This is a genomic window from Sulfitobacter sp. SH24 (assembly GCF_965641895.1).
GTDB lineage: Bacteria > Pseudomonadota > Alphaproteobacteria > Rhodobacterales > Rhodobacteraceae > Sulfitobacter > Sulfitobacter dubius.
On record NZ_OZ282575.1, the window covers coordinates 2,498,449 to 2,517,831 of the forward strand.

Sequence of the window (19,383 nt, forward strand, 5' to 3'; positions counted from 1 at the left end):
ATTCAGGAGCCACGCCATGACCCGCATCCATACCAACCACATCGCCACCATGACCGAAATGCGCGAACCGCATAAAGTGTTGGAACGCTCTGGCGGCAAGCCCGTCGCAGTGATGAAGAATTCGCGCTGTGTGGGGTATTTCGTACCGGCTGAGGCGACCCTGCAGGAGGAGCCGCGCGTGGCCACACTGGATGAGGTGATGGAGAGCATTGCCCGCAGAAAGCACATCAATCAGCCGGTTCTGGACTATCTCAAAGATAAATGACCTATGTGCTGCTTTCACCTGAACTCGTTGTCAGGATCCACGATTCCGCGTTAAACTCTGGTGAGTTGGCCGGCATGGCCTTGGACAAATCGCTCGAAGGAGCGCTGGCACGGGTCGACAACCGACTGGTCTACGGCATGATCGAAGATGTCTTTGACCTCGCTGCGGCTTATTGCGTGGCGGTTGCCACTGGGCATGTCTTTAACGACGCGAACAAGCGAACCGCGCATCTCGTTCTCGATATCTGTCTTGATCTCAATGGGGTGCAACTTGACCACGACACCATCGAGGCAGGCGACCTGATCCGCGAAGTGGCCCAAGGCCGCATCGACGAAGAGACCCTTGCTGATTGGCTGCGCGCCAAAGCCAGCTGACCGGGTTAAATCCGCCCGACAAGACAAACCCGCGATTGCCCCCGGCGCGCGGCCCTGTCAAAATGACCCCCACCCATAAACAAAGAGCAGGCCCGCATGACCGATCTTCTTTCCGGCCAAGAACCCACAGATTATGACGCCTCCTCCATCGAAGTGCTGGAAGGGCTGGAGCCCGTCCGCAAACGCCCCGGCATGTATATCGGCGGCACCGATGAACGCGCCCTGCACCACCTCGTGGCCGAAGTGCTCGACAACTCAATGGACGAAGCGGTGGCGGGCCATGCCAACCGGATCGAGGTGGAGTTGAACGCCGATTATTCGGTCACCATTCGCGACAACGGCCGCGGCATTCCGATTGACCCGCACCCCAAGTTTCCAGACAAATCCGCGCTTGAGGTGATCCTCTGCACGTTGCACGCAGGCGGCAAGTTCTCGGGCAAGGCCTATCAGACCTCGGGCGGTCTGCATGGCGTTGGGGCCTCGGTGGTTAACGCGCTGTCGGATTCGATGGTGGTGCAGGTCGCGCGCAACCGCGAGTTGTTCGAGCAGCGGTTTTCACGCGGCATCCCGCAAGGCCCGGTGGAGAAGATCGGCGCGGCGCCCAACCGGCGCGGCACCACAGTGAATTTCCACGCGGATGAACAGATTTTCGGCGCCCACCGTTTCAAGCCTTCCCGCCTGCTCAAGATGGTTCGCTCCAAAGCCTATCTCTTCTCCGGCGTCGAAATCCGCTGGAAATCTGAGATCGAAGACGGCGACACGCCGATGGAGGCGACCTTTCATTTCCCCGGCGGTCTGGCTGATTACCTGCGCGAAACCTTGGGCAAATCAACCACCTATGCCGAGAACCCCTTTGCCGGTACGGTCGAGTTCCAAGAGCGTTTTGGCGTGCCGGGCAAGGTGGAATGGGCGATCAACTGGACCCCTGCCCGCGACGGCTTCATCCAGTCCTACTGTAACACCGTGCCCACGCCCGAAGGCGGCACACATGAGGGCGGCTTCTGGGCCGCGATCCTCAAGGGCATCCGGGCCTACGGCGAGCTGGCGAACAACCGCAAGGCCAAGGACATCACCCGCGAAGACCTGATTACGGGCGGCTGCGCGCTGGTGTCTTGCTTCATCCGCGAGCCAGAATTCGTCGGCCAGACTAAGGACCGTCTGGCCACGACCGAGGCCGCACGTTTGGTTGAGAACGCCGTGCGCGACCACTTTGACAACTGGCTGGCGGCTGACACGAAATCCGCCGGTGCGATCCTCGATTTCCTCGTCCTGCGCGCCGAGGAACGGATGCGCCGCAAGCAGGAAAAGGAAACCGCCCGCAAATCAGCTACCAAGAAGCTGCGTCTGCCCGGCAAGCTGACCGACTGCACCAGCAAGACCCGCGAAGGCACCGAGCTGTTTATCGTCGAGGGCGACAGCGCCGGCGGCTCCGGCAAGGGCGCGCGCAATCGCAACACCCAGGCGCTGCTGCCGCTAAAGGGTAAAATCCTGAACGTGCTCGGGGCAGCCTCCAGCAAGATCACCACCAACGCCGAGATCAACGACCTCTGCGAAGCGCTTGGCGTCGGCATGGGCACCAAGTTCAACCTCGACGATCTGCGCTATGACAAGATCATCATCATGACCGACGCCGACGTCGACGGCGCGCATATCGCGTCGCTGTTGATGACGTTTTTCTTCACCCAAATGCGCCCGCTGATCGACGCGGGGCATCTGTACCTCGCCTGCCCGCCGTTGTTCCGCCTGACGCAGGGGGCGAAACGGGTCTATTGCCTCGATGAGGCAGAGAAAAACATGTGGTTGGAGAAGGGCTTGGGCGGCAAGGGCAAGATTGATGTCAGCCGGTTCAAAGGTCTGGGCGAGATGGACGCGAAGGACCTCAAAGAGACCACGATGGACCCCGAGACCCGCAAGCTCATCCGCGTGACCGTGGACGAGGACGTGCCGGGTGAGACCGGGGATCTGGTCGAGCGGCTGATGGGGAAGAAGCCGGAGATGCGGTTTGCGTATATTCAGCAGAACGCGCAGTTTGTGGAGGAGTTGGATGTTTGAGCAATTGCTCACGACATTATCAACCTTAAAACCACTCACGATACGTGTGGCTTTCGCAGGCGCTGTCCTTTCCGGATTGTTGCTATTCGTACCAGTAGAAGCGCTTTCTTACCTTGAGCTTGAGCAATTCGTGAGTAGCTCAAGGACATCCATCGCTTTCTTATTCATATTCTCAATTTGTGCCCTAGCGAGTGAAGTATTCTTCGCCGTCTACGACGGCCTTGCACGCTGGTGGAAGAAAAATAGATACCGTCGTTATCTCCGATATCAGTTGTCGCAACTGAGTTCTGATGAGAAAGAAGTACTGAAAAAATTCATTAATGAAGATAGATCTACTTTCCATTTTGCTTTGTCCGCTGGTATTGCGCCCAGCCTCGAAGCAAAGCAGATACTAATGAGGTCCTCAAACCTTGGCGTACCCGGCTCCGGAGATAGATTTCCCTTTATGATCCAACCCGAAGCACGAAAAATTATTCTGCGCAAACCTACCCTTTTGAGCTAATATCCCATTCAGCTTAAATTCCCGCCCGGGACCCCGTCCCGGGCCGCGCCCTCCCTCCCCCACGGGGAGGGCGCACATGCGTGCACCCCGCGGCCTACGCCGCCCTCCGGGCTGAAAAGGTCCACTGGACCTTTTCCAAGTAGCCCTCCGGCCCGAGGTCGGGCGCGGCCCTACCGTTTCGCACTCAGCCCCAAACTTCCCCCTTGATCCGCCGCCCCTACCGGTCCTAACTCCCCCCATGATCCGCGCCCTCCTCCTTCTCCTTCTCCTCACCGCCTGCGGCCGTCCGCTGACGGAGAATGAGCGCGCCTATCTCGCCACCATTCACGGCACATCCGTCGAGTACGACCGCGTCCGCCTGCACGATGGCGCCCCCACCCGCGCCGTCACCTTCACCCGCAAGCCGCGTCCGCGCACGACCTGCCGCGAGCGCATCCTGCCGCCGCAGGAGGGCGATACCGTCACCTCCAAACCCGCCGCCGTGGCGCTGTGGAACAACCTGCTTTTCGACAAGGACTGGTATCTCAAAGACTACCTGCCCGATCACCCCGACCGCATTGGCTTGATCGCCGCGATGCTGCTGGCGCATGAGATCACCCATGTCTGGCAATGGCAGAACCGCCGCCTCACCGGCTATTCGCCGCTGCGCGCGGCCTCGGAGCAGTTCACCAGCCCGGACCCCTACCTCTTCGAGGTCGACACCCAGCCGCGCTTCCTTGATTTCGGCTACGAACAGCAAGGCTCGATCGTCGAGGAATTCGTCTGCTGCCGCGCGCTTGATCCGCAGGCGCCGCGCACCCAGCGTCTGCATGCGATGCTGTCCGAGGTCATGCCCGTGGCCCCTTTGCCCCAAAGCCGCCCCTATGACGTGAGCCTGCCTTGGGACGGGGTTGAGTTGGGCAATATCTGCGGCTGATTTAGACCGGCACCAATTGCCCGGCCTCAAGCCGGATCTGTCGGTCCATTCGCGCGGCCAGTTCGAGGTTATGCGTGGCGATCACCGCCGAAAGCCCCGTGCCGCGCACCAGCGCCATCAGCGCGGCAAACACCTGATCCGAGGTCGAGGGATCAAGGTTCCCCGTCGGCTCATCCGCCAACAGCAGGCGCGGCTCATTGGCTAGCGCCCGGCAGAAGGCCACCCGTTGCTGCTCACCGCCCGACATGGCGGCGGGGCGGTGGTCGGCGCGTTCGGCGATGCCCACCTGCGCCAGAAGATCACGCGCCCGCGCCTCTGCCGCCTTGCGCGCCACGCCATTGGCAAGCTGCGGCAGCACGATGTTTTCCAGCGCCGTGAACTCGGGCAGCAGGTGGTGGAACTGATAGATGAAGCCGACATCCGCCCGGCGCACCCCGGTGCGCTTGCGGTCGCTCTGGCCGGTCAGATCATCGCCCGCGATTTCAACCGTACCGCTATCAGCCGTATCCAGCAGCCCCGCGATATGCAGCAGGGTCGACTTGCCCGCGCCCGAAGGGGCAACCAGTGCCACGACTTCACCGGGCGCGACCGTCAGGTCAATGCCACGGAGCACCTGCACCTCATTCGGCGCGCCGGGGTTATAGGCCTTGGAAATGCCGCTCAGGCGCAAGACGGGATCATTCATAGCGCAGGGCCTCCACAGGGTTCATCCGCGCCGCACGGCGGGCGGGGAAAATCGTCACGACAAAGCTAAGGCCAAGCGACAGACCCACAGCAGAGAGCACATCGCCCAGTTGCAGTTTCGCGGGCAGGAAATAGATGCCCCGGATCGAAGCATCCCAAGCATTGCCGCCGCTGAGGTAGTTCACGAAGGCGAAAATTTGGTCGACATAGATCGCAAAGAGCACCCCCAGCACCACGCCTGCGGCGGTGCCGATGATTCCCGTGAACGCGCCGCAGATAAAGAACACCCGCAGGACCGAGCCTTCGGACAGCCCCATGGTGCGCAGAATACCAATGTCGCGGCCCTTGTTCTTGACCAGCATGATCAGCCCCGAGACGATGTTCATCGCGGCGATCAGCACCAGCACCGAGAGGATCACGAACATCACACGGTCCTCAATATCCAGTGCGCTAAGGAACGAACCCGAAGCATCGCGCCAAGTCCAGACCTGCGCCCGATCACCTGCGGCCTGCATCAATGCCCGCGCCATGGCGTCAACGCTCTCGGGGTCTTCGACCATAACCTCCAGCTCATCCGCCACGCCCTCGCGGTTGAAAAAGCTCTGCGCCTCGGCAATCGGCAGATAGACCCTTGTCTTGTCGATGTCATACCGCCCAGCGGAAAAGACATAGACCACCTCATAGCCGTTCACACGCGGGCTGGTGCCAAAGGCCGTCTTCACCCCATTGGGAGAGATCAGCTTGATCGTATCGCCGACATCCACGCCCAAGCTTTGCGCCACACCGCTGCCGATGGCGATGCCTTCCTCGAACCGGCCAATATCGCCGAAGGAACGCTCTGATGGCTGGATGCCGGGGATGGTCATCAGATCATCCGACGCGATGCCAAAGACCTCGACGCCCGCGTTGGACTGCCGACGGTTGGCCATGACCTGCTGACGCACCAAGGGGGCCACGCGGGTCACGCCGGGCACTTTCGCGACCTCGGCAGCCATCTCGGTGTAGTTGGCAATGGTGCGGTCGATCTGGCCGTTTTCCTGCACCTCGCCCATGGTGTAGACGGTGACATGGGCATTGGCCCCGAGGATCGTATCGACGAATTCAGCCCGGAATCCCGAGCGGACCGACAGCGTGGCAATCAGTGCGAAGACCGCGAGCGTAATACCGATCAGGCTGATCCACGTCATGACGCTCACCCCGCCCTCGGCGCGGCGGGCGCGCAGGTAGCGCCATGCGATCATCCATTCAAAGGCCGCGAATGGGGCGGTGCGTGTGGGTTTGCTGGCCATGCGGGAGGGCTCCGGTCTGAGGTGCGCGCAACCTGAGGCTTTGCCCCAGAAGGGTCAAGAACGCAATGCCCGGCGGCGGCGGAAGCGCGCGGGCCATGTGGGCAGCCAGAGGAGCAGCCGCGCGAAGGCGGCTCCGGCGATGAAGCCTATGGCGGTGAAGATCACTTCGGCACGGCTGCGCGGCGCGGTGGGCGAAAACTTCTGCACGGTTGCGCGCAACGCTTCTGCGTCAGGTGCGCGTAAAAGGTAATATCTGCGCAGGAACGGACCCGCCGTTTGCAGTCGCGGCACCTGCGCCTCAAGCGCCATGTGCCTTTCGACGTTGCGGGTCAGATCGATACGGCGGCGTTCCAACAAGGCCGACCCACGCAGCCGCGCCAGCACGGCCTCTCGGTCAAGCCCGGCGGTGCGGGCGGCAGCATCAAAATGCGCTACAACACCGGAAAGTGTTCGTTCTGCGGCCCCTAGCTCAAACACATAGGCCCGGGAAAACCCCGGGCCTTGCGCCGTAACTCCTGCCCCTATGATCCCACCGGCCAATGTCAGCACCCGCAGGATCATCGCAGCCCTCAGGCGATGCCTGCGTAGATTTTCGCCAGCTTCTCGACCGCCTGTTCGGGCGGCAGCTCTTCGCTTTCACCCGTACGGCGGCTGGTGAGTTCGACCACGCCGTTTTTCAACCCGCGCGGACCGACGGTAATGCGCCACGGCAGGCCGATCAGGTCCATCGTCGCAAATTTCATACCAGCGCCGCCTTTGCGGTCGTCATAAAGCGGATCGAGGCCCAGCGCCTTGAGGCTCTTATAAAGCGCGTCACAGGCCGCATCGGCTTCGTCGTCGCCTTGCTTGAGGTTGACGATACCCGCGTGGAACGGGGTCACGCCCTCAGGCCAGATGATACCCTTGTCGTCATGGCTGGCCTCAATGATCGCGCCCAGCAGACGGCTGACGCCAATGCCGTGGCTGCCCATATGCACCGGCACCTGCTTGCCGTCCGGTCCTTGGACCTTGGCGTTCATTGCATCGGAATATTTGGTGCCGAAGTAAAAAATCTGCCCCACTTCGATGCCGCGCGCGGTGCGCTGGCGCTCTTCGGGCACTTTGGCGAAAAGCTCGGGGTCGTGGGTCTCATCCGTGCGGGCGTAGCGCGAGGTGAATTCATCCAGCACAGCACGGCAGGCATCATGATCGCTGGGGTCAATCTCGCGGTCGCCGAAGGTCAGATCGGTGATCTCGCTGTCATAGAAGACTTCCGATTCGCCCGTCTCGGCCAGCACGAGGAACTCATGCGTGTCATCGCCGCCAATCGGGCCCGAGTCCGCCCGCATCGGGATCGCTTGCAGACCCATCCGCTCATAGGTGCGCAGGTAGCTCACCAAATGGCGGTTATAGGAGTGCAGCGCGTCCTCTTTCGTAAGGTCGAAGTTATAGCCATCCTTCATCAGGAACTCGCGGCCCCGCATCACGCCGAAACGCGGGCGGATCTCGTCGCGGAATTTCCACTGAATGTGGTAGAGCGTCAGCGGCAGGTCTTTGTAAGACCCGACATGGCTGCGGAAGATGTCGGTGATCATCTCCTCGTTGGTGGGACCATAGAGCATGTCGCGATCCTGGCGGTCGCGGATGCGCAACATCTCGGGACCGTAGGCGTCATAGCGGCCCGATTCCTTCCACAGATCGGCCGATTGCAGCGTCGGCATTAGCATCGGGATATGACCCACGCGCTGCTGCTCTTGGTGCACGATCTCTTCGACCTTGCGCAGCACCTTGTAGCCCAGCGGCAGCCAAGAATAGATCCCCGCGCTGGATTGCTTGATCATCCCCGCCCGCAGCATCAACCGGTGGCTGACGATCTGCGCCTCGGCCGGGTTTTCTTTCAGCACGGGCAGAAAATATTGGGACAGACGCATGGTGTTTCCTCATTGAGCGAATTGCCCCCTGACTAGTGCATGTCAGGGGGCGAGACAATCACATCGCACAGGCCGCGCGAGAGCTTGGGCGCCCGCAGCGCACAGCGCCCATCTCTCGAGCGGCCTGTGCACAACGGACGACGTGCTGCCCTGATGGTCGCACGATCTCCCCCCCCAGTCGAGCAGCCAAGACTTGAAACGAAACGCCACATGGGCGATGTGAGAACATTCCCAGCCGGAGAGCATCATGGCCCTGCCAATCCGAGATCAATTGAAATACTGGGGCATCGCCGCGGCGGTGTTCATGGTGGCACTGTGGTTCATGGGCGATGTGCTGCTGCCCTTCCTGTTGGGCGGGGCAATTGCCTATTTCCTTGACCCTGTGGCCGACCGGTTGGAGCGTTTGGGCCTAAGCCGCACCATGGCCACTGCCGTCATCACAGTGGTGGCGCTTTTGGTCTTCGTGCTGATGGCGCTTTTGGTGGTCCCGACGCTGGTCAATCAGACCGTGAACCTGATCGAGACCGCGCCCAAGCTGACCCGCAATTTCACCGATTTCATCACCGATCGCTTCCCATCGATTCTGGACGACGATTCGACCCTGCGCACCTCGCTGACGACGCTGGGGACCACCATTCAGGAACGCGGCGGGCAACTGCTGCAAACAGCGCTGGCCTCCTTTGCCTCGCTGATCAACGTCCTACTTTTGTTCGTCATCGTTCCGGTGGTCGCGGTGTACCTGCTGCTCGACTGGGACCGCATGGTCGCCGCCATCGACCGCCTGCTGCCGCGCGACCATGCGCCGACGATTCGTCAATTGGCGCGCGAGATTGACGCGACGCTGGCCTCTTTCGTGCGGGGCATGGGCACGGTCTGCCTGATCCTTGGCACCTATTACGCCGTGGCACTGATGCTGGTGGGGCTGCAATTCGGCCTCGTCGTGGGCTTTGTCGCGGGGCTGGTGACCTTCATCCCCTACCTCGGCGCATTGATTGGCGGGGCGCTGGCGATCGGTCTGGCGCTGTTCCAATTCTGGGGCGATTGGCTCTCCATCGGTCTCGTCGCGGGCATCTTCGTGCTGGGCCAAGTGGTCGAGGGCAACCTGCTGACGCCAAAGCTCGTGGGCAACTCGGTCGGGCTGCATCCGGTCTGGCTGCTGCTGGCGCTGTCGGTCTTCGGCACGCTTTTCGGCTTCGTGGGCCTCTTGGTCGCAGTGCCCGTGGCCGCCGCCATCGGCGTGATCGCGCGTTTCGCCACGGCACGCTACCGCGAAAGCGTGCTCTACAAAGGCCGCGAGCCTGAAACGACTGTCGACGAGGACATCCGCTAACATGGCCCACCAACTCGGGTTGAACCTGCCCAGCCGGACGGCTCTGGGCCGCGATGCATTCTTTGTCGCCCCCTCCAACGCCATGGCGATGGCGATGATCGACGGCTGGCGTGGCTGGGCCGGCGGCAAGCTTGCGCTGACCGGGCCGCAAGGCTCGGGTAAAACGCATCTGACGCATGTTTGGGCGGACTTGTCGGGCGCGCGGATCATCAGTGCCGCCGACTTGCTGGAGGCCGACATTCCCACCCTCGCCCGTGGCCCCTTGGCCGTCGAGGATGTGCATCTGATCGCCGGAGACGCGGCGGCGCAAACGGCGCTCTTTCACTTGCACAACCTCGTGTTGGCCGAGGGTCAGGCGCTTTTGCTCACCGGCACCGGCCCCGTGGCCCATTGGGGGCTGACCCTGCCTGATCTGGTCAGCCGGATGCGCGGCGCCACAATGGTTGAAATGGAAGCGCCGGACGACGCGCTGCTCTCGGCCCTGCTGGTCAAGCTGCTGGCCGATCGTCAACTCACGCCGAAACCGGAGCTGATCAACTACCTGATGACCCGGATGGACCGTTCCTTTGCCGCCGCCATCGCGCTGGTCGACCGGCTGGATGCTGCGAGCCTTGCGCAGAAGCGTCCGCTTACCCGCGCACTGGCCGCGCAGGTGCTGGACATCGCCCCGCCCCGCGCGTGATACTGGAATAATTAACGCAAGCCTTCGCAAACCCGTTACATTCCAATGTCATGAGGCACGCATGACCCAAGCTGATTTCCTGCAAGCGCCCTTTCCGCCAGCCACCGATCTGCCCGAGCTTGATACCGCCGGGCCGGGCCGTTTCTTCAATCGTGAGTTGAGCTGGCTCGACTTCAACTGGCGGGTGCTGGAAGAAGCAGAGAACCCGCGCGTACCGCTGCTGGAACGGCTGCGTTTTCTGTCAATCTCGGCCACCAACCTTGATGAATTCTATACCGTGCGCGTCGCGGGGCTGCGCGAACTGGCCCAAGCCGGTAACACCACCGCCGCCGCCGACGGGCTAAGCCCCGGTGAGCAATTGGTGCTGATCAACGAAGACGCCCGCAACCTGATGATGTCCCAGCAGCGCGTGCTCGTCGATCTGATGGCCGAGATGGACGACCAGAATATCATGCTGGAACGCACGGCGGACCTGACCGAGGCGGACCTTAAGCATCTCGAAGGGGTCTTTCTCAACCAAGTTTTCGCCGTGCTGTCGCCGCTGGCCATCGACCCGGCACACCCCTTTCCCTTTATTCCCAACACTGGCTACGCGTTGGCCCTGCAACTGGAGCGGAGCCGCGACAAACGCCCGCTGCAAGCCCTGCTGCCGATCCCGGCGCAGATCGACCGTTTCGTCCCCCTGCCCGCGCCCGATGGCTGCCTACGCTACTTGCCGCTTGAAGACCTGCTGATCATCAACATTCCCAACCTCTTTCCCGGCTATAAGCTGAAGGCGCATTTCGAGTTCCGCGTGTTGCGCGACAGCGATCTTGAGGTGGAAGACGAGGCCGAAGACCTCGTGCGGGAATTCGAAGTCGCCCTGAAACGCCGCCGCCGTGGTGAAGTCGTGCGGCTGACCCATTCCGCTGGCGCCCCGGAAAAGCTGAAATCCGTCGTCATGCGCGAGCTTTGCGTGCGGCCCCAAGACGTGATTGAAATCGAAGGTATGTTGGGCATTGCCGACCTGTCAAAACTGGTAACCGACGCCCGGCCCGACCTTCTGTGGCCGCAGTTCACCCCGCGGGTGCCCGAGCGGGTCAGCGACCACGATGGCGATATGTTCGCCGCGATCCGGCAAAAGGACATGCTGCTGCACCACCCCTATGAGACCTTCGACATGGTGGTGCGCTTCCTTGCCCAAGCGGCGCGGGATCCGGATGTCGTCGCGATCAAACAGACGCTCTACCGCACCTCGCGCGACAGCCCGATCGTCAGTGCGCTCTGCGAGGCGGCGGAGGACGGCAAATCGGTCACGGCGCTGGTCGAGCTTAAAGCCCGCTTTGATGAGGCCGCCAATATCCGACAGTCACGCCGGTTGGAGCGGGCGGGCGCGCATGTGGTTTACGGCTTTCTCGACCTCAAGACCCACGCCAAAATCTCGACCGTGGTGCGCCGCGAGGGCGACCAACTGGTGACCTATACCCACTACGGCACCGGCAACTATCACCCGATCACCGCACGGATTTATACGGACCTGTCGCTTTTCACCTGCGACTCAAGCCTTGGGCGCGATGCCACGAAGGTCTTCAACTTCCTCTCGGGCTATGCCCCGCCAGAGCAATTGGAGAATCTCGCCATATCCCCCACCACGCTCAAGCCGCGCCTGCTTGAGATGATCGCCACCGAGGCTGACCATGCCCGCGCCGGACGCCCTGCCGTGATCTGGGCCAAGATGAACGCGCTGATCGACGCCGAGGTGATCGACGCGCTTTATGCTGCCAGCCAAGCCGGCGTGGAAATCAGCCTCGTCATTCGCGGCATCTGCGGGCTGCGCCCCGGGGTGAAGGGGCTGTCGGAAAACATCCGGGTCAAATCCATCATCGGGCGTTTTCTGGAACACAGCCGCATCGTCTGTTTTGGCAATGGCCATGGGCTGCCGCATAAAAAGGCGCGGGTTTTCATGTCTTCCGCCGACTGGATGGGCCGCAACCTCAACCGCCGGGTCGAGACTTTAGTCGAGATCGAGAACCCGACCGTCAAGGCACAGATCACCAGCCAGATCATGGCCGCCAATCTGGCTGACGTGGCGCAAAGCTGGGTCATGGGGCCAGATGGCAAATTCACCCGGCCCGCCGTGCCGGAGGGGACTTTCGCGTTTAACTGCCACCGCTTCTTTATGGAAAACCCCTCGCTATCGGGGCGCGGCAGCGCGGGGGCGTCGGATGTGCCCAAGCTGACCCATACAGAGGATTGACCGGGCAAGCGGCCCGTTAGCAATTGACCTCACCGCCCCCCTGCGCCAATTATCCCCTCAAACGGATGGCCCGCAGGAGCATTGATGGCAGACCAGACCGCCCCTTCCCGAGCCGCCCCCGTCCCTGAGACCGGCGTGGCGGAACTGGGCCTTTTCGCGAAACCGTTGTTTCAAGATCCGGGCGCGCGCGCCTTGGCGCGGGTGGGTGTGGTGGATGTGGGCTCAAACTCCGTCCGGCTTGTAGTATTCGACGGCGCGGCCCGCTCTCCGGCCTATTTCTATAACGAAAAGATCATGTGCGCCTTAGGCGCGGGCATGTCCGAAACCGGCCATCTATCGCCCGAAGGCCGCGCCCGTGCCCTCTCGGCGCTGCGCCGTTTCAGCAAGCTGGCTGATGGCATGGGCCTGTCAGAACTCACGGTCGTTGCCACCGCAGCGGTGCGTGACGCCAGCGACGGGCGCGAATTCTGCGCCGATGTGCTGCGCGAAACCGGCCTGCGCATCTGGGTCATCGACGGCGAGGAAGAGGCGCGGCTTTCGGCCCAAGGGGTGCTACTGGGGTGGCCCGGTGCTTACGGCCTTGTCTGCGACATCGGCGGCTCTTCGATGGAGCTTGCAGAAATCTCTGGCGGGCGCGTCGGGCGGCGGGTGACCTCGCAACTCGGGCCGCTGAAACTGCGCGATCTCAAGGGTGGTGCCAAGGGGCGGCACGCCCATATCAAAGAGGTCATCACCGGGCTTCAGGAGAAGATGGGCAGCCAGCGTGACCGTCTGTTTCTTGTGGGCGGCTCATGGCGCGCCATCGCGCGGATCGACATGTACCGCCGCGGCTATCCGCTGCATGTGCTGCATGAATACCGCATGACCGTCACCTCGGTCCGCGAGACGGTGAAATTCATCCAAGCCTCTGATCTCGAAGAGCTTCGCAATGCTTGCGGAGTATCTTCAAGCCGCATGTCCTTGGTGCCCTACGCCGCCGAAGTGCTCAGCCGTCTGGTCAAAACCTTCCGGCCAAAAGACATCGCCGTCTCCAGCTATGGCATCCGCGAAGGCATGCTCTATGAGCAGATGCCGCAACGCCTGCGCGACCGCGACCCACTGATCGAAGCCTGCTATTTCGCCGAAGCCAAAGACGCGCGGATGCCCGGCTTTGGTAAGGTGCTCTATAACTTTATCCTGCCGCTCTACCGCTCTGCCCCCCATGCGCGCAGACGGTTGGTCAAAGCGGCCTGCCTCCTGCATGACGTTAGCTGGCGCGCGCATCCCGACTACCGGGCCGAGACCTGTTTTGACAACGCCACCCGCGCCAACCTTGGCGGCCTGAAGCATTTGGAACGTATCTATCTTGGGCTGGCGCTGCTGCACCGCTACTCCAACAAGCGCGAGAATACGCGGTTTGAAGATCTCTATGAGATGGTCGACGAAAAGACCCGGCTGGAGGCCGAGATATTGGGCAAGGCCATGCGCTTTGGCGCGATGCTCTGGATGGACAAAAACGAGCAACGCGGCGAGTTGCGCTGGTTCCCCAAGAAAAAGCAGTTGGAACTGTGGCTGACCCCGGACATGGTGCCCCTCTTTGGCGAGGTTGCAGAGGCGCGGCTGAACTCGCTTGCCAAATCGCTCGAAGCCGAAGTGCATGTGCGCACCGGCAAGCGAGCCGCAAAATAGTCTGCGCTACAGGTCGATCTGGGGTGCAGGCTCGGTCGGGGTTTCGGGCGGCACCATTGGATGATCCGGCTTGCGGCGAATGATGATATCGCCGTTGGGCTGCATCTCGGGCGCTTGGTATGCGCTCCAATCCTCGACCTCATCCAGCAGCTCCGTCAGCTTCGGCCCCATCTCCCGCGCGAAATCGCGCAGGGCGGGACGCATGGCTTCGGTGAAGCCTTCGAAGCCTTCCATGACCGGGCCCATCTCATCCATGATCCCGTCCATGAACATCTGCGCGCCGCGCTCCATCAAGCCGAGGCCGCGTTCTTCGGTGTCCTCCTGCGCATGGGCCGCAAGCGGCAGCATCGTGCAGAGGACGATAAGGGGCATGAAACGTGTCATGCTACACATGTAGGCGGCGCAATCGGGATTTCCAGTCCTGCGGTGATGCGCTGGCACAAGCCCGCCTAGAGGTCGACATCCAGTGTGACGGGGAAATGGTCGGAAGCCGCCAGCAGCGCATCGCGCAGCGCCACGTTCTGCCAGCAGGCGGGATCATCCATCGGGTGCCAGATGCGCCACCGGGCGTCGCGGGCCTGAATTTGTGGCGTGACCATGATGTAGTCCAATAGCGCCTGAAGGAAGCGTTCTTCGGGCGCGATCCAAAACCGCGCGCTGGTGGGAGAGGCCCCCAAACGTCGGCTAAGCGCCTGTTTAGCATGCGGGTCAAAGAGCGCCGCCGCCCCCTGCCCCAGAATGATCTCAACCGACGACCGCCCGAACAGGCTTTCGAATTCATCCAGCCCCGGCCCGTCGTTCAAATCACCCATCACCATCACGGGGCGATCCGCTGCCAGATGCATGTCGATCCGCCGCCTGAGCCAGATCGCCTGCGCCAATTGCTTGCGCCTGTTGGCGATGGCGATGCGCAGCACATCGGCGGCGGACTTGGCCCCATGGGGCGCTTTGGACTTAAGATGCGCGCCGATCATCTGGAATACAAACCCGGCCTTCGTGGTCACCTCCAACTCCAAGGGCGGCTTGGAGAAGACCACCGCGTCTTCTGTCGCATCCACGTCAAGATCAATCCGCAGCGTCCGATCAAAGCGCGGGGCATCGGCAGCGGCCAGCGGCGCATGGCGGGCCGTGAGCTTATCGGGGTCATAAAGCAGCGCAATCTCTTGCTCTGTCTCGTTGGAAAACCCCATAACGGCCTCTCGCGCGCGTAGGGAAAACCGTGCGGCGAAATGCTCAAGCGCGGCCACAGTAGACTGCCGCCGCCCATGGTTTGGCGCCTCGATCACCATCACCGCATCCGCATCCAGCGCCGCGAAAACCACCCCCAGAGCCGCCGTTTGCTGCGCGCGCGTCACCTGATAGCGCGACGACCATTCGCCGTCGTCGTAAAGCTGATTGTCGCTGTCAAACAGGCTCGCGAACCACTCAACATTGTAGGTCGCGATGCGCATCAAGCGTGTTTGCCCGAGATCGTTTCCCAAGCGCGGTTGATGTCGATCATGCGTTTCTCGGCCATTTTGATCGCCTCTTGCGGCAGGCCGCGCGCCACCAGCGCATCGGGATGGTTCTCCCGCACCAACCGCCGCCAGGCCTTACGTGCCTCTGTCAGCGTGGCATTGGGACCAATCCCCAGAACCGTGCGCGGCAGGGGGGAACTATCCGGTACGAAACGCGCCTTGAGCGAGGCGAACGCCTCTTCCCCCATGCCAAAAATTGCGGCCACGTCCTCAAGAAAGGCGTTCTCATTCGGGTGATAGATGCCATCGGCCATGGCGATGTGAAACAGCCCCTCCATCAGATCATGCAGCATCTGGGGTTGGTCGTTGAACATACTGGCGATGCGTTTGGCGTATTCCTCAAACCCCGTCACATCCTGACGGGCAAGGTTAAAGACCCGCGCCGCGCCGTCTTGGTCCCCTTCGGCAATTTGGAAGACCTCGCGAAAGGCGGTCACCTCGTCGCGAGTCACCAATCCATCAGCCTTGGCCATCTTTGCACCCAAGGCGATCACCGCGATGGTAAAGGCCACCGACCGCTCAGGCGGGCTGCGCAGGCGGTCAAAGACAGCCGACAGCCCCTCGCCCGCGGTGAGGGCTGACAAAGCTTCGGTAATGCGCGTCCAGATCGACATGGGCTAACCCCTTGGTATTCGGCCCCCAGCTTAACCGCTGGCACCGGGGAAGTCAGGATGCTGGCAGCGTTTTTTGCATCAAGATCAGGTCAAGCCATTGGCCGTGTTTGCGCCCTACCTCGGGCATCCGGCCCGCCTGTGCAAAGCCCAATTTTTCATGGAAAATCGCAGCCCCCGGATTGGCGCTGCTGATCGCGGCGACCATCACATGATGGCCCTGCCCCGCAGCCGCCTCCTCCGCCCGCGTCATCAGGCCGCGCCCCAGCCCCTGCCCCTGTGCGGCGTCCGACAGCACGATGCTATGCTCCACCGTCGCGGCATATCCCGGTCCGCCCCGAAAGCTGCCGTAGGTGACAAAGCCCAGCACCTTCCCCGCATCCTCAGCCACCCAGAAGGCACCGGCGCGGGTGGCGATGAGCGCGGCGATTTCCTCTGCCGTCTTTTCGTCGGTGGTGAAGGTCGACAGGCTATCGCGGATCATGCCGTTCCAAAGATCAGCCACGGCCACGGCATCGCGCGGCTCTGCCGGGCGGACCGCGCGGCCCGATTGGGCCGCGCCAGTTTCAGCCTGCATCACTTCCGAGTCTCGCGGATCAGCTTGAGGATATCCTGCGCAGCCGTCGGGATATTCGTCCCCGGGCCAAAGATCGCCTTGACGCCCGCATCTTCCAAGAACTTGTAATCCTGTTGCGGAATGACCCCGCCACAGATCACCAGAATATCCTCGGCCCCTGCATCCTTCAGCGCCTGAATAAGTTGCGGTGCCAATGTCTTATGCCCCGCCGCTTGGCTGGAGATGCCGACAACATGCACGTCATTGTCCACCGCATCCTGCGCCGCTTCGGCGGGCGTCTGGAACAGCGGTCCCACGTCCACGTCAAAGCCGATATCAGCGAAAGCCGTGGCGATCACCTTAGCGCCCCGGTCGTGCCCGTCTTGGCCCATCTTGACCACCAACATGCGCGGGCGGCGGCCCTCGGCCTCGGCGAACTCATCGACCGATTTCTGGATGTCAGCAAAGCCCGCGTCGCCCTCATAGGCCGCGCCATAGACGCCCGAGAGGGTCTTGACCTCGGCCCGGTGCCGCCCGAATTCTTTCTCCATCGCCATGCTGATCTCTCCCACTGTGGCACGCGCGCGGGCGGCTTCCACCGCCGCGTCGAGCAGGTTGCCGCCTTCGGCGGACCGCCGTGTCAGTTCCGCCAAGGCGGCTTCGCATGCCGCGTCGTCCCGCTCTGCCCGGATACGCTCCAGCCGCGCGACCTGACCGGCGCGGACCTTGACGTTGTCGACGTCGAGAATGTCGATCGGCTCTTCCTTGTCGCGGCGATACTTATTCACGCCGACGATCACCTCAGTCCCCCGGTCGATGCCCGCCTGACGCTGTGCCGCCGCCTCTTCAATGCGCAGTTTCGGCATGCCTGAGGCCACGGCCTTGGTCATGCCGCCCATCTCTTCAACTTCTTCGATCAGCTTCCACGCGGCCTCGGCCAGATCAGCGGTCAGCTTCTCGACGTAGTAGCTGCCTGCCAGCGGATCGACGACATTGGTGATGCCGGTCTCTTCTTGCAGGATCAGCTGGGTGTTGCGGGCGATGCGGGCCGAATGCTCGGTCGGCAGGCCAATCGCTTCGTCCAGCGAGTTCGTGTGCAGCGACTGCGTGCCGCCCAAGACCGCAGAGAGCGCCTCGTAGGCGGTGCGCACAACGTTGTTATAGGGGTCCTGCTCGGCCAAGCTCACGCCGGAGGTCTGGCAATGGGTGCGCAGCATCGAGGACTTGGAGTTCTTCGGCTCGAATTCCTCCATCACCCGTGACCAGAGCAGACGCGCGGCACGTAACTTAGCGGCTTCCATGAAGAAGTTCATGCCGATGGCGAAAAAGAACGACAGCCGCGGCGCGAAGCGGTCCACGTCCATGCCCGCCGCGATGGCGGTGCGCACGTATTCGCGCCCGTCCGCAATGGTAAAGGCCAGTTCCTGCACGAGGTTCGCGCCCGCCTCTTGCATGTGGTAGCCCGAGATCGAGATCGAGTTGAACTTCGGCATGTGGTCAGAGGTATATTCGATGATGTCCCCGATGATCCGCATCGACGGCTCTGGCGGGTAGACATAGGTGTTGCGCACCATGAATTCCTTAAGGATGTCATTCTGGATCGTCCCCGAGAGCTTGGCGCGGTCGTGGCCCTGCTCCTCGCCCGCGACGATGAAGCTCGCAAGGATCGGGATCACCGCGCCGTTCATGGTCATCGAGACCGAAACCTGATCAAGCGGGATGCCGTCGAAGAGGATCTTCATGTCCTCGACCGAGTCGATGGCCACGCCGGCCTTGCCGACATCGCCCTCAACCCGCGGGTGGTCGCTGTCATAGCCGCGGTGGGTGGCGAGGTCGAAGGCGACCGAGACACCCTGCTGCCCGGCGGCCAAAGCACGGCGGTAGAAGGCGTTGGATTCCTCTGCCGTAGAGAAGCCCGCATATTGCCGGATCGTCCAGGGGCGGCCCGCATACATCGTCGCCTTCACGCCGCGCGCAAACGGCGCTTCGCCGGGGATGCCACCCAGATGATCCAGCCCGTTCACATCCTCGGCAGTGTAAAGCGGCTGGACGTCGATCCCCTCCAACGTCTTCCATGTCAGATCGTCGAGGCTGCGCCCGCGCAATTCGCCCGTCGCCAGTTCCTGCCAACGTGTCTTGGCGTCCTTTTGGTCGGATGTCATATGCTTGTCCTTCTCCCTTAGCGCCGGGTGGCAGGCATGGGCCTGCACATCACTGGCGGCTGAATTGTCACGGGGCGCGCGCTCACGGGGATAAATGCCCCCTGCGGCGCTTTGCCCTTCGCAAAATGGTACAGGCCCCCTATATCTGAGGGGACAGGAGCCTTGATGAAACGTTTGATCTCACTAGTTTTTGCAGGATTGATGACCACTGCGGCCATGGCCCAAGGGGCCGATGCCCCGGCGGAGGATCCGTTGTTCCTGCCCGCCGATATGGCCGATCTCAGCACTTTCCAATGGACCAAGCGGCCCGTGCTGGTCTTTGCCAATTCCGAGAACGACCCCGCCTTCGTCGCCCAGATGGAGTATCTGCGCGACCGCGAGGAGGAGTTGCGCCTGCGTGATGTCATCGTGCTGACCGATACCGACCCCGCCGCGCGCAGCCCGCTCAGGCTGCGGATGCGCCCGCGTGGTTTCATGCTGGTGCTGGTCGACAAGGAAGGCCAGATTGAATTGCGCAAACCCTTTCCATGGGACGTGCGCGAGATCACCCGCAGCATCGACAAGATGCCGCTGCGCCAGCGTGAAATCAGAGAGGCAAAGGAGCGCGAAGTCATCCGCTGATAACCTGC

The 19,383-nt window shown here is 62.2% G+C and carries 19 protein-coding genes; 10 read left to right on the plus strand and 9 right to left on the minus strand.

The annotated features are described in order from the left end of the window. Nucleotides 1-16: 16 nt before the first annotated feature. From ACSQ16_RS14860 to ACSQ16_RS14880, 5 genes are all read left to right on the plus strand, one after another. Entirely contained in the window at nt 17-265 is a 249-nt protein-coding gene (locus ACSQ16_RS14860; RefSeq protein ID WP_093926785.1) for a hypothetical protein, read from the plus strand. Continuing rightward, nucleotides 262-639 carry a type II toxin-antitoxin system death-on-curing family toxin gene (locus ACSQ16_RS14865; RefSeq protein ID WP_093926786.1) on the plus strand — a complete coding sequence of 126 codons (378 nt, stop codon included), beginning with the start codon at nt 262-264 and terminating at the stop codon, nt 637-639. Before ACSQ16_RS14860 ends, ACSQ16_RS14865 begins: the two co-directional genes overlap by 4 nt. Before the next feature lie 96 nt (nt 640-735). Then, nucleotides 736-2,691: a DNA topoisomerase IV subunit B gene (gene parE / locus ACSQ16_RS14870; protein ID WP_093926787.1), complete on the plus strand. Its 1,956-nt coding sequence runs from the start codon at nt 736-738 to the stop codon at nt 2,689-2,691. Beyond that, the gene (locus ACSQ16_RS14875; protein ID WP_243262561.1) at nt 2,684-3,193 is read left to right on the plus strand and encodes a super-infection exclusion protein B; all 510 of its coding nucleotides are present in this window, start codon (nt 2,684-2,686) and stop codon (nt 3,191-3,193) included. Before parE ends, ACSQ16_RS14875 begins: the two co-directional genes overlap by 8 nt. Before the next feature lie 238 nt (nt 3,194-3,431). Beyond that, a complete protein-coding gene (locus tag ACSQ16_RS14880) occupies nt 3,432-4,109 on the plus strand; it encodes a hypothetical protein (protein WP_243262560.1) in 678 nt (225 codons plus the stop codon). A 1-nt stretch (nt 4,110) separates the two neighbouring features. Here ACSQ16_RS14880 and ACSQ16_RS14885 read toward each other — a convergent pair whose 3' ends face one another. The 4 genes from ACSQ16_RS14885 to proS are packed head-to-tail and all read right to left on the minus strand — an operon-like array spanning nt 4,111 to nt 7,992. Further along, entirely contained in the window at nt 4,111-4,794 is a 684-nt protein-coding gene (locus ACSQ16_RS14885; protein ID WP_093926790.1) for an ABC transporter ATP-binding protein, read from the minus strand. Further along, the gene (locus ACSQ16_RS14890) at nt 4,787-6,082 is read right to left on the minus strand and encodes a lipoprotein-releasing ABC transporter permease subunit (protein WP_243262559.1); all 1,296 of its coding nucleotides are present in this window, start codon (nt 6,080-6,082) and stop codon (nt 4,787-4,789) included. Before ACSQ16_RS14890 ends, ACSQ16_RS14885 begins: the two co-directional genes overlap by 8 nt. 54 nt (nt 6,083-6,136) lie before the next feature. Beyond that, nucleotides 6,137-6,643: a DUF2937 family protein gene (locus tag ACSQ16_RS14895; RefSeq protein WP_243262558.1), complete on the minus strand. Its 507-nt coding sequence runs from the start codon at nt 6,641-6,643 to the stop codon at nt 6,137-6,139. A gap of 8 nt (nt 6,644-6,651) precedes the next feature. Then, nucleotides 6,652-7,992, minus strand: coding sequence for a proline--tRNA ligase (proS, locus tag ACSQ16_RS14900; protein WP_243262557.1), 1,341 nt, complete (start codon nt 7,990-7,992; stop codon nt 6,652-6,654). A gap of 247 nt (nt 7,993-8,239) precedes the next feature. On the opposite strand from proS, the gene ACSQ16_RS14905 reads away from it, so the two are divergent. The 4 genes from ACSQ16_RS14905 (at nt 8,240) to ACSQ16_RS14920 (ending at nt 13,908) form a co-directional block, all read left to right on the plus strand. Next, nucleotides 8,240-9,322 carry an AI-2E family transporter gene (locus ACSQ16_RS14905; RefSeq protein ID WP_243262556.1) on the plus strand — a complete coding sequence of 361 codons (1,083 nt, stop codon included), beginning with the start codon at nt 8,240-8,242 and terminating at the stop codon, nt 9,320-9,322. Nucleotide 9,323: 1 nt separating this feature from the next. Then, nucleotides 9,324-10,004, plus strand: a complete 681-nt coding sequence (locus tag ACSQ16_RS14910) for an HdaA/DnaA family protein (RefSeq protein WP_093926794.1) — start codon at nt 9,324-9,326, stop codon at nt 10,002-10,004. Nucleotides 10,005-10,065: 61 nt separating this feature from the next. Continuing rightward, nucleotides 10,066-12,240, plus strand: a complete 2,175-nt coding sequence (locus tag ACSQ16_RS14915) for an RNA degradosome polyphosphate kinase (RefSeq protein WP_243262555.1) — start codon at nt 10,066-10,068, stop codon at nt 12,238-12,240. An 84-nt stretch (nt 12,241-12,324) separates the two neighbouring features. Next, nucleotides 12,325-13,908 (plus strand): Ppx/GppA family phosphatase, encoded by a 1,584-nt coding sequence (locus ACSQ16_RS14920; protein ID WP_243262554.1) that lies wholly within the window; start codon nt 12,325-12,327, stop codon nt 13,906-13,908. A gap of 6 nt (nt 13,909-13,914) precedes the next feature. Here the strand turns inward: ACSQ16_RS14920 and ACSQ16_RS14925 are convergent, their stop codons facing one another. The 5 genes from ACSQ16_RS14925 to scpA all read right to left on the minus strand — a co-directional run bounded on the left by ACSQ16_RS14925 (nt 13,915) and on the right by scpA (nt 18,754). Continuing rightward, the gene (locus tag ACSQ16_RS14925) at nt 13,915-14,280 is read right to left on the minus strand and encodes a hypothetical protein (protein WP_243262553.1); all 366 of its coding nucleotides are present in this window, start codon (nt 14,278-14,280) and stop codon (nt 13,915-13,917) included. Nucleotides 14,281-14,357: 77 nt separating this feature from the next. Continuing rightward, nucleotides 14,358-15,359, minus strand: coding sequence for an endonuclease/exonuclease/phosphatase family protein (locus ACSQ16_RS14930; RefSeq protein ID WP_243262552.1), 1,002 nt, complete (start codon nt 15,357-15,359; stop codon nt 14,358-14,360). Next, nucleotides 15,359-16,039: a molecular chaperone DjiA gene (locus tag ACSQ16_RS14935; protein ID WP_243262551.1), complete on the minus strand. Its 681-nt coding sequence runs from the start codon at nt 16,037-16,039 to the stop codon at nt 15,359-15,361. The genes ACSQ16_RS14930 and ACSQ16_RS14935 overlap by 1 nt, the downstream gene beginning before the upstream one ends. 52 nt (nt 16,040-16,091) lie before the next feature. Continuing rightward, the gene (locus ACSQ16_RS14940; RefSeq protein WP_243263135.1) at nt 16,092-16,613 is read right to left on the minus strand and encodes a GNAT family N-acetyltransferase; all 522 of its coding nucleotides are present in this window, start codon (nt 16,611-16,613) and stop codon (nt 16,092-16,094) included. After that, the gene (gene scpA / locus ACSQ16_RS14945; protein ID WP_243262550.1) at nt 16,613-18,754 is read right to left on the minus strand and encodes a methylmalonyl-CoA mutase; all 2,142 of its coding nucleotides are present in this window, start codon (nt 18,752-18,754) and stop codon (nt 16,613-16,615) included. Before scpA ends, ACSQ16_RS14940 begins: the two co-directional genes overlap by 1 nt. A gap of 165 nt (nt 18,755-18,919) precedes the next feature. On the opposite strand from scpA, the gene ACSQ16_RS14950 reads away from it, so the two are divergent. Beyond that, nucleotides 18,920-19,375 carry a DUF4174 domain-containing protein gene (locus tag ACSQ16_RS14950; protein WP_093926800.1) on the plus strand — a complete coding sequence of 152 codons (456 nt, stop codon included), beginning with the start codon at nt 18,920-18,922 and terminating at the stop codon, nt 19,373-19,375. The last annotated feature ends 8 nt before the right edge of the window (nt 19,376-19,383 follow it).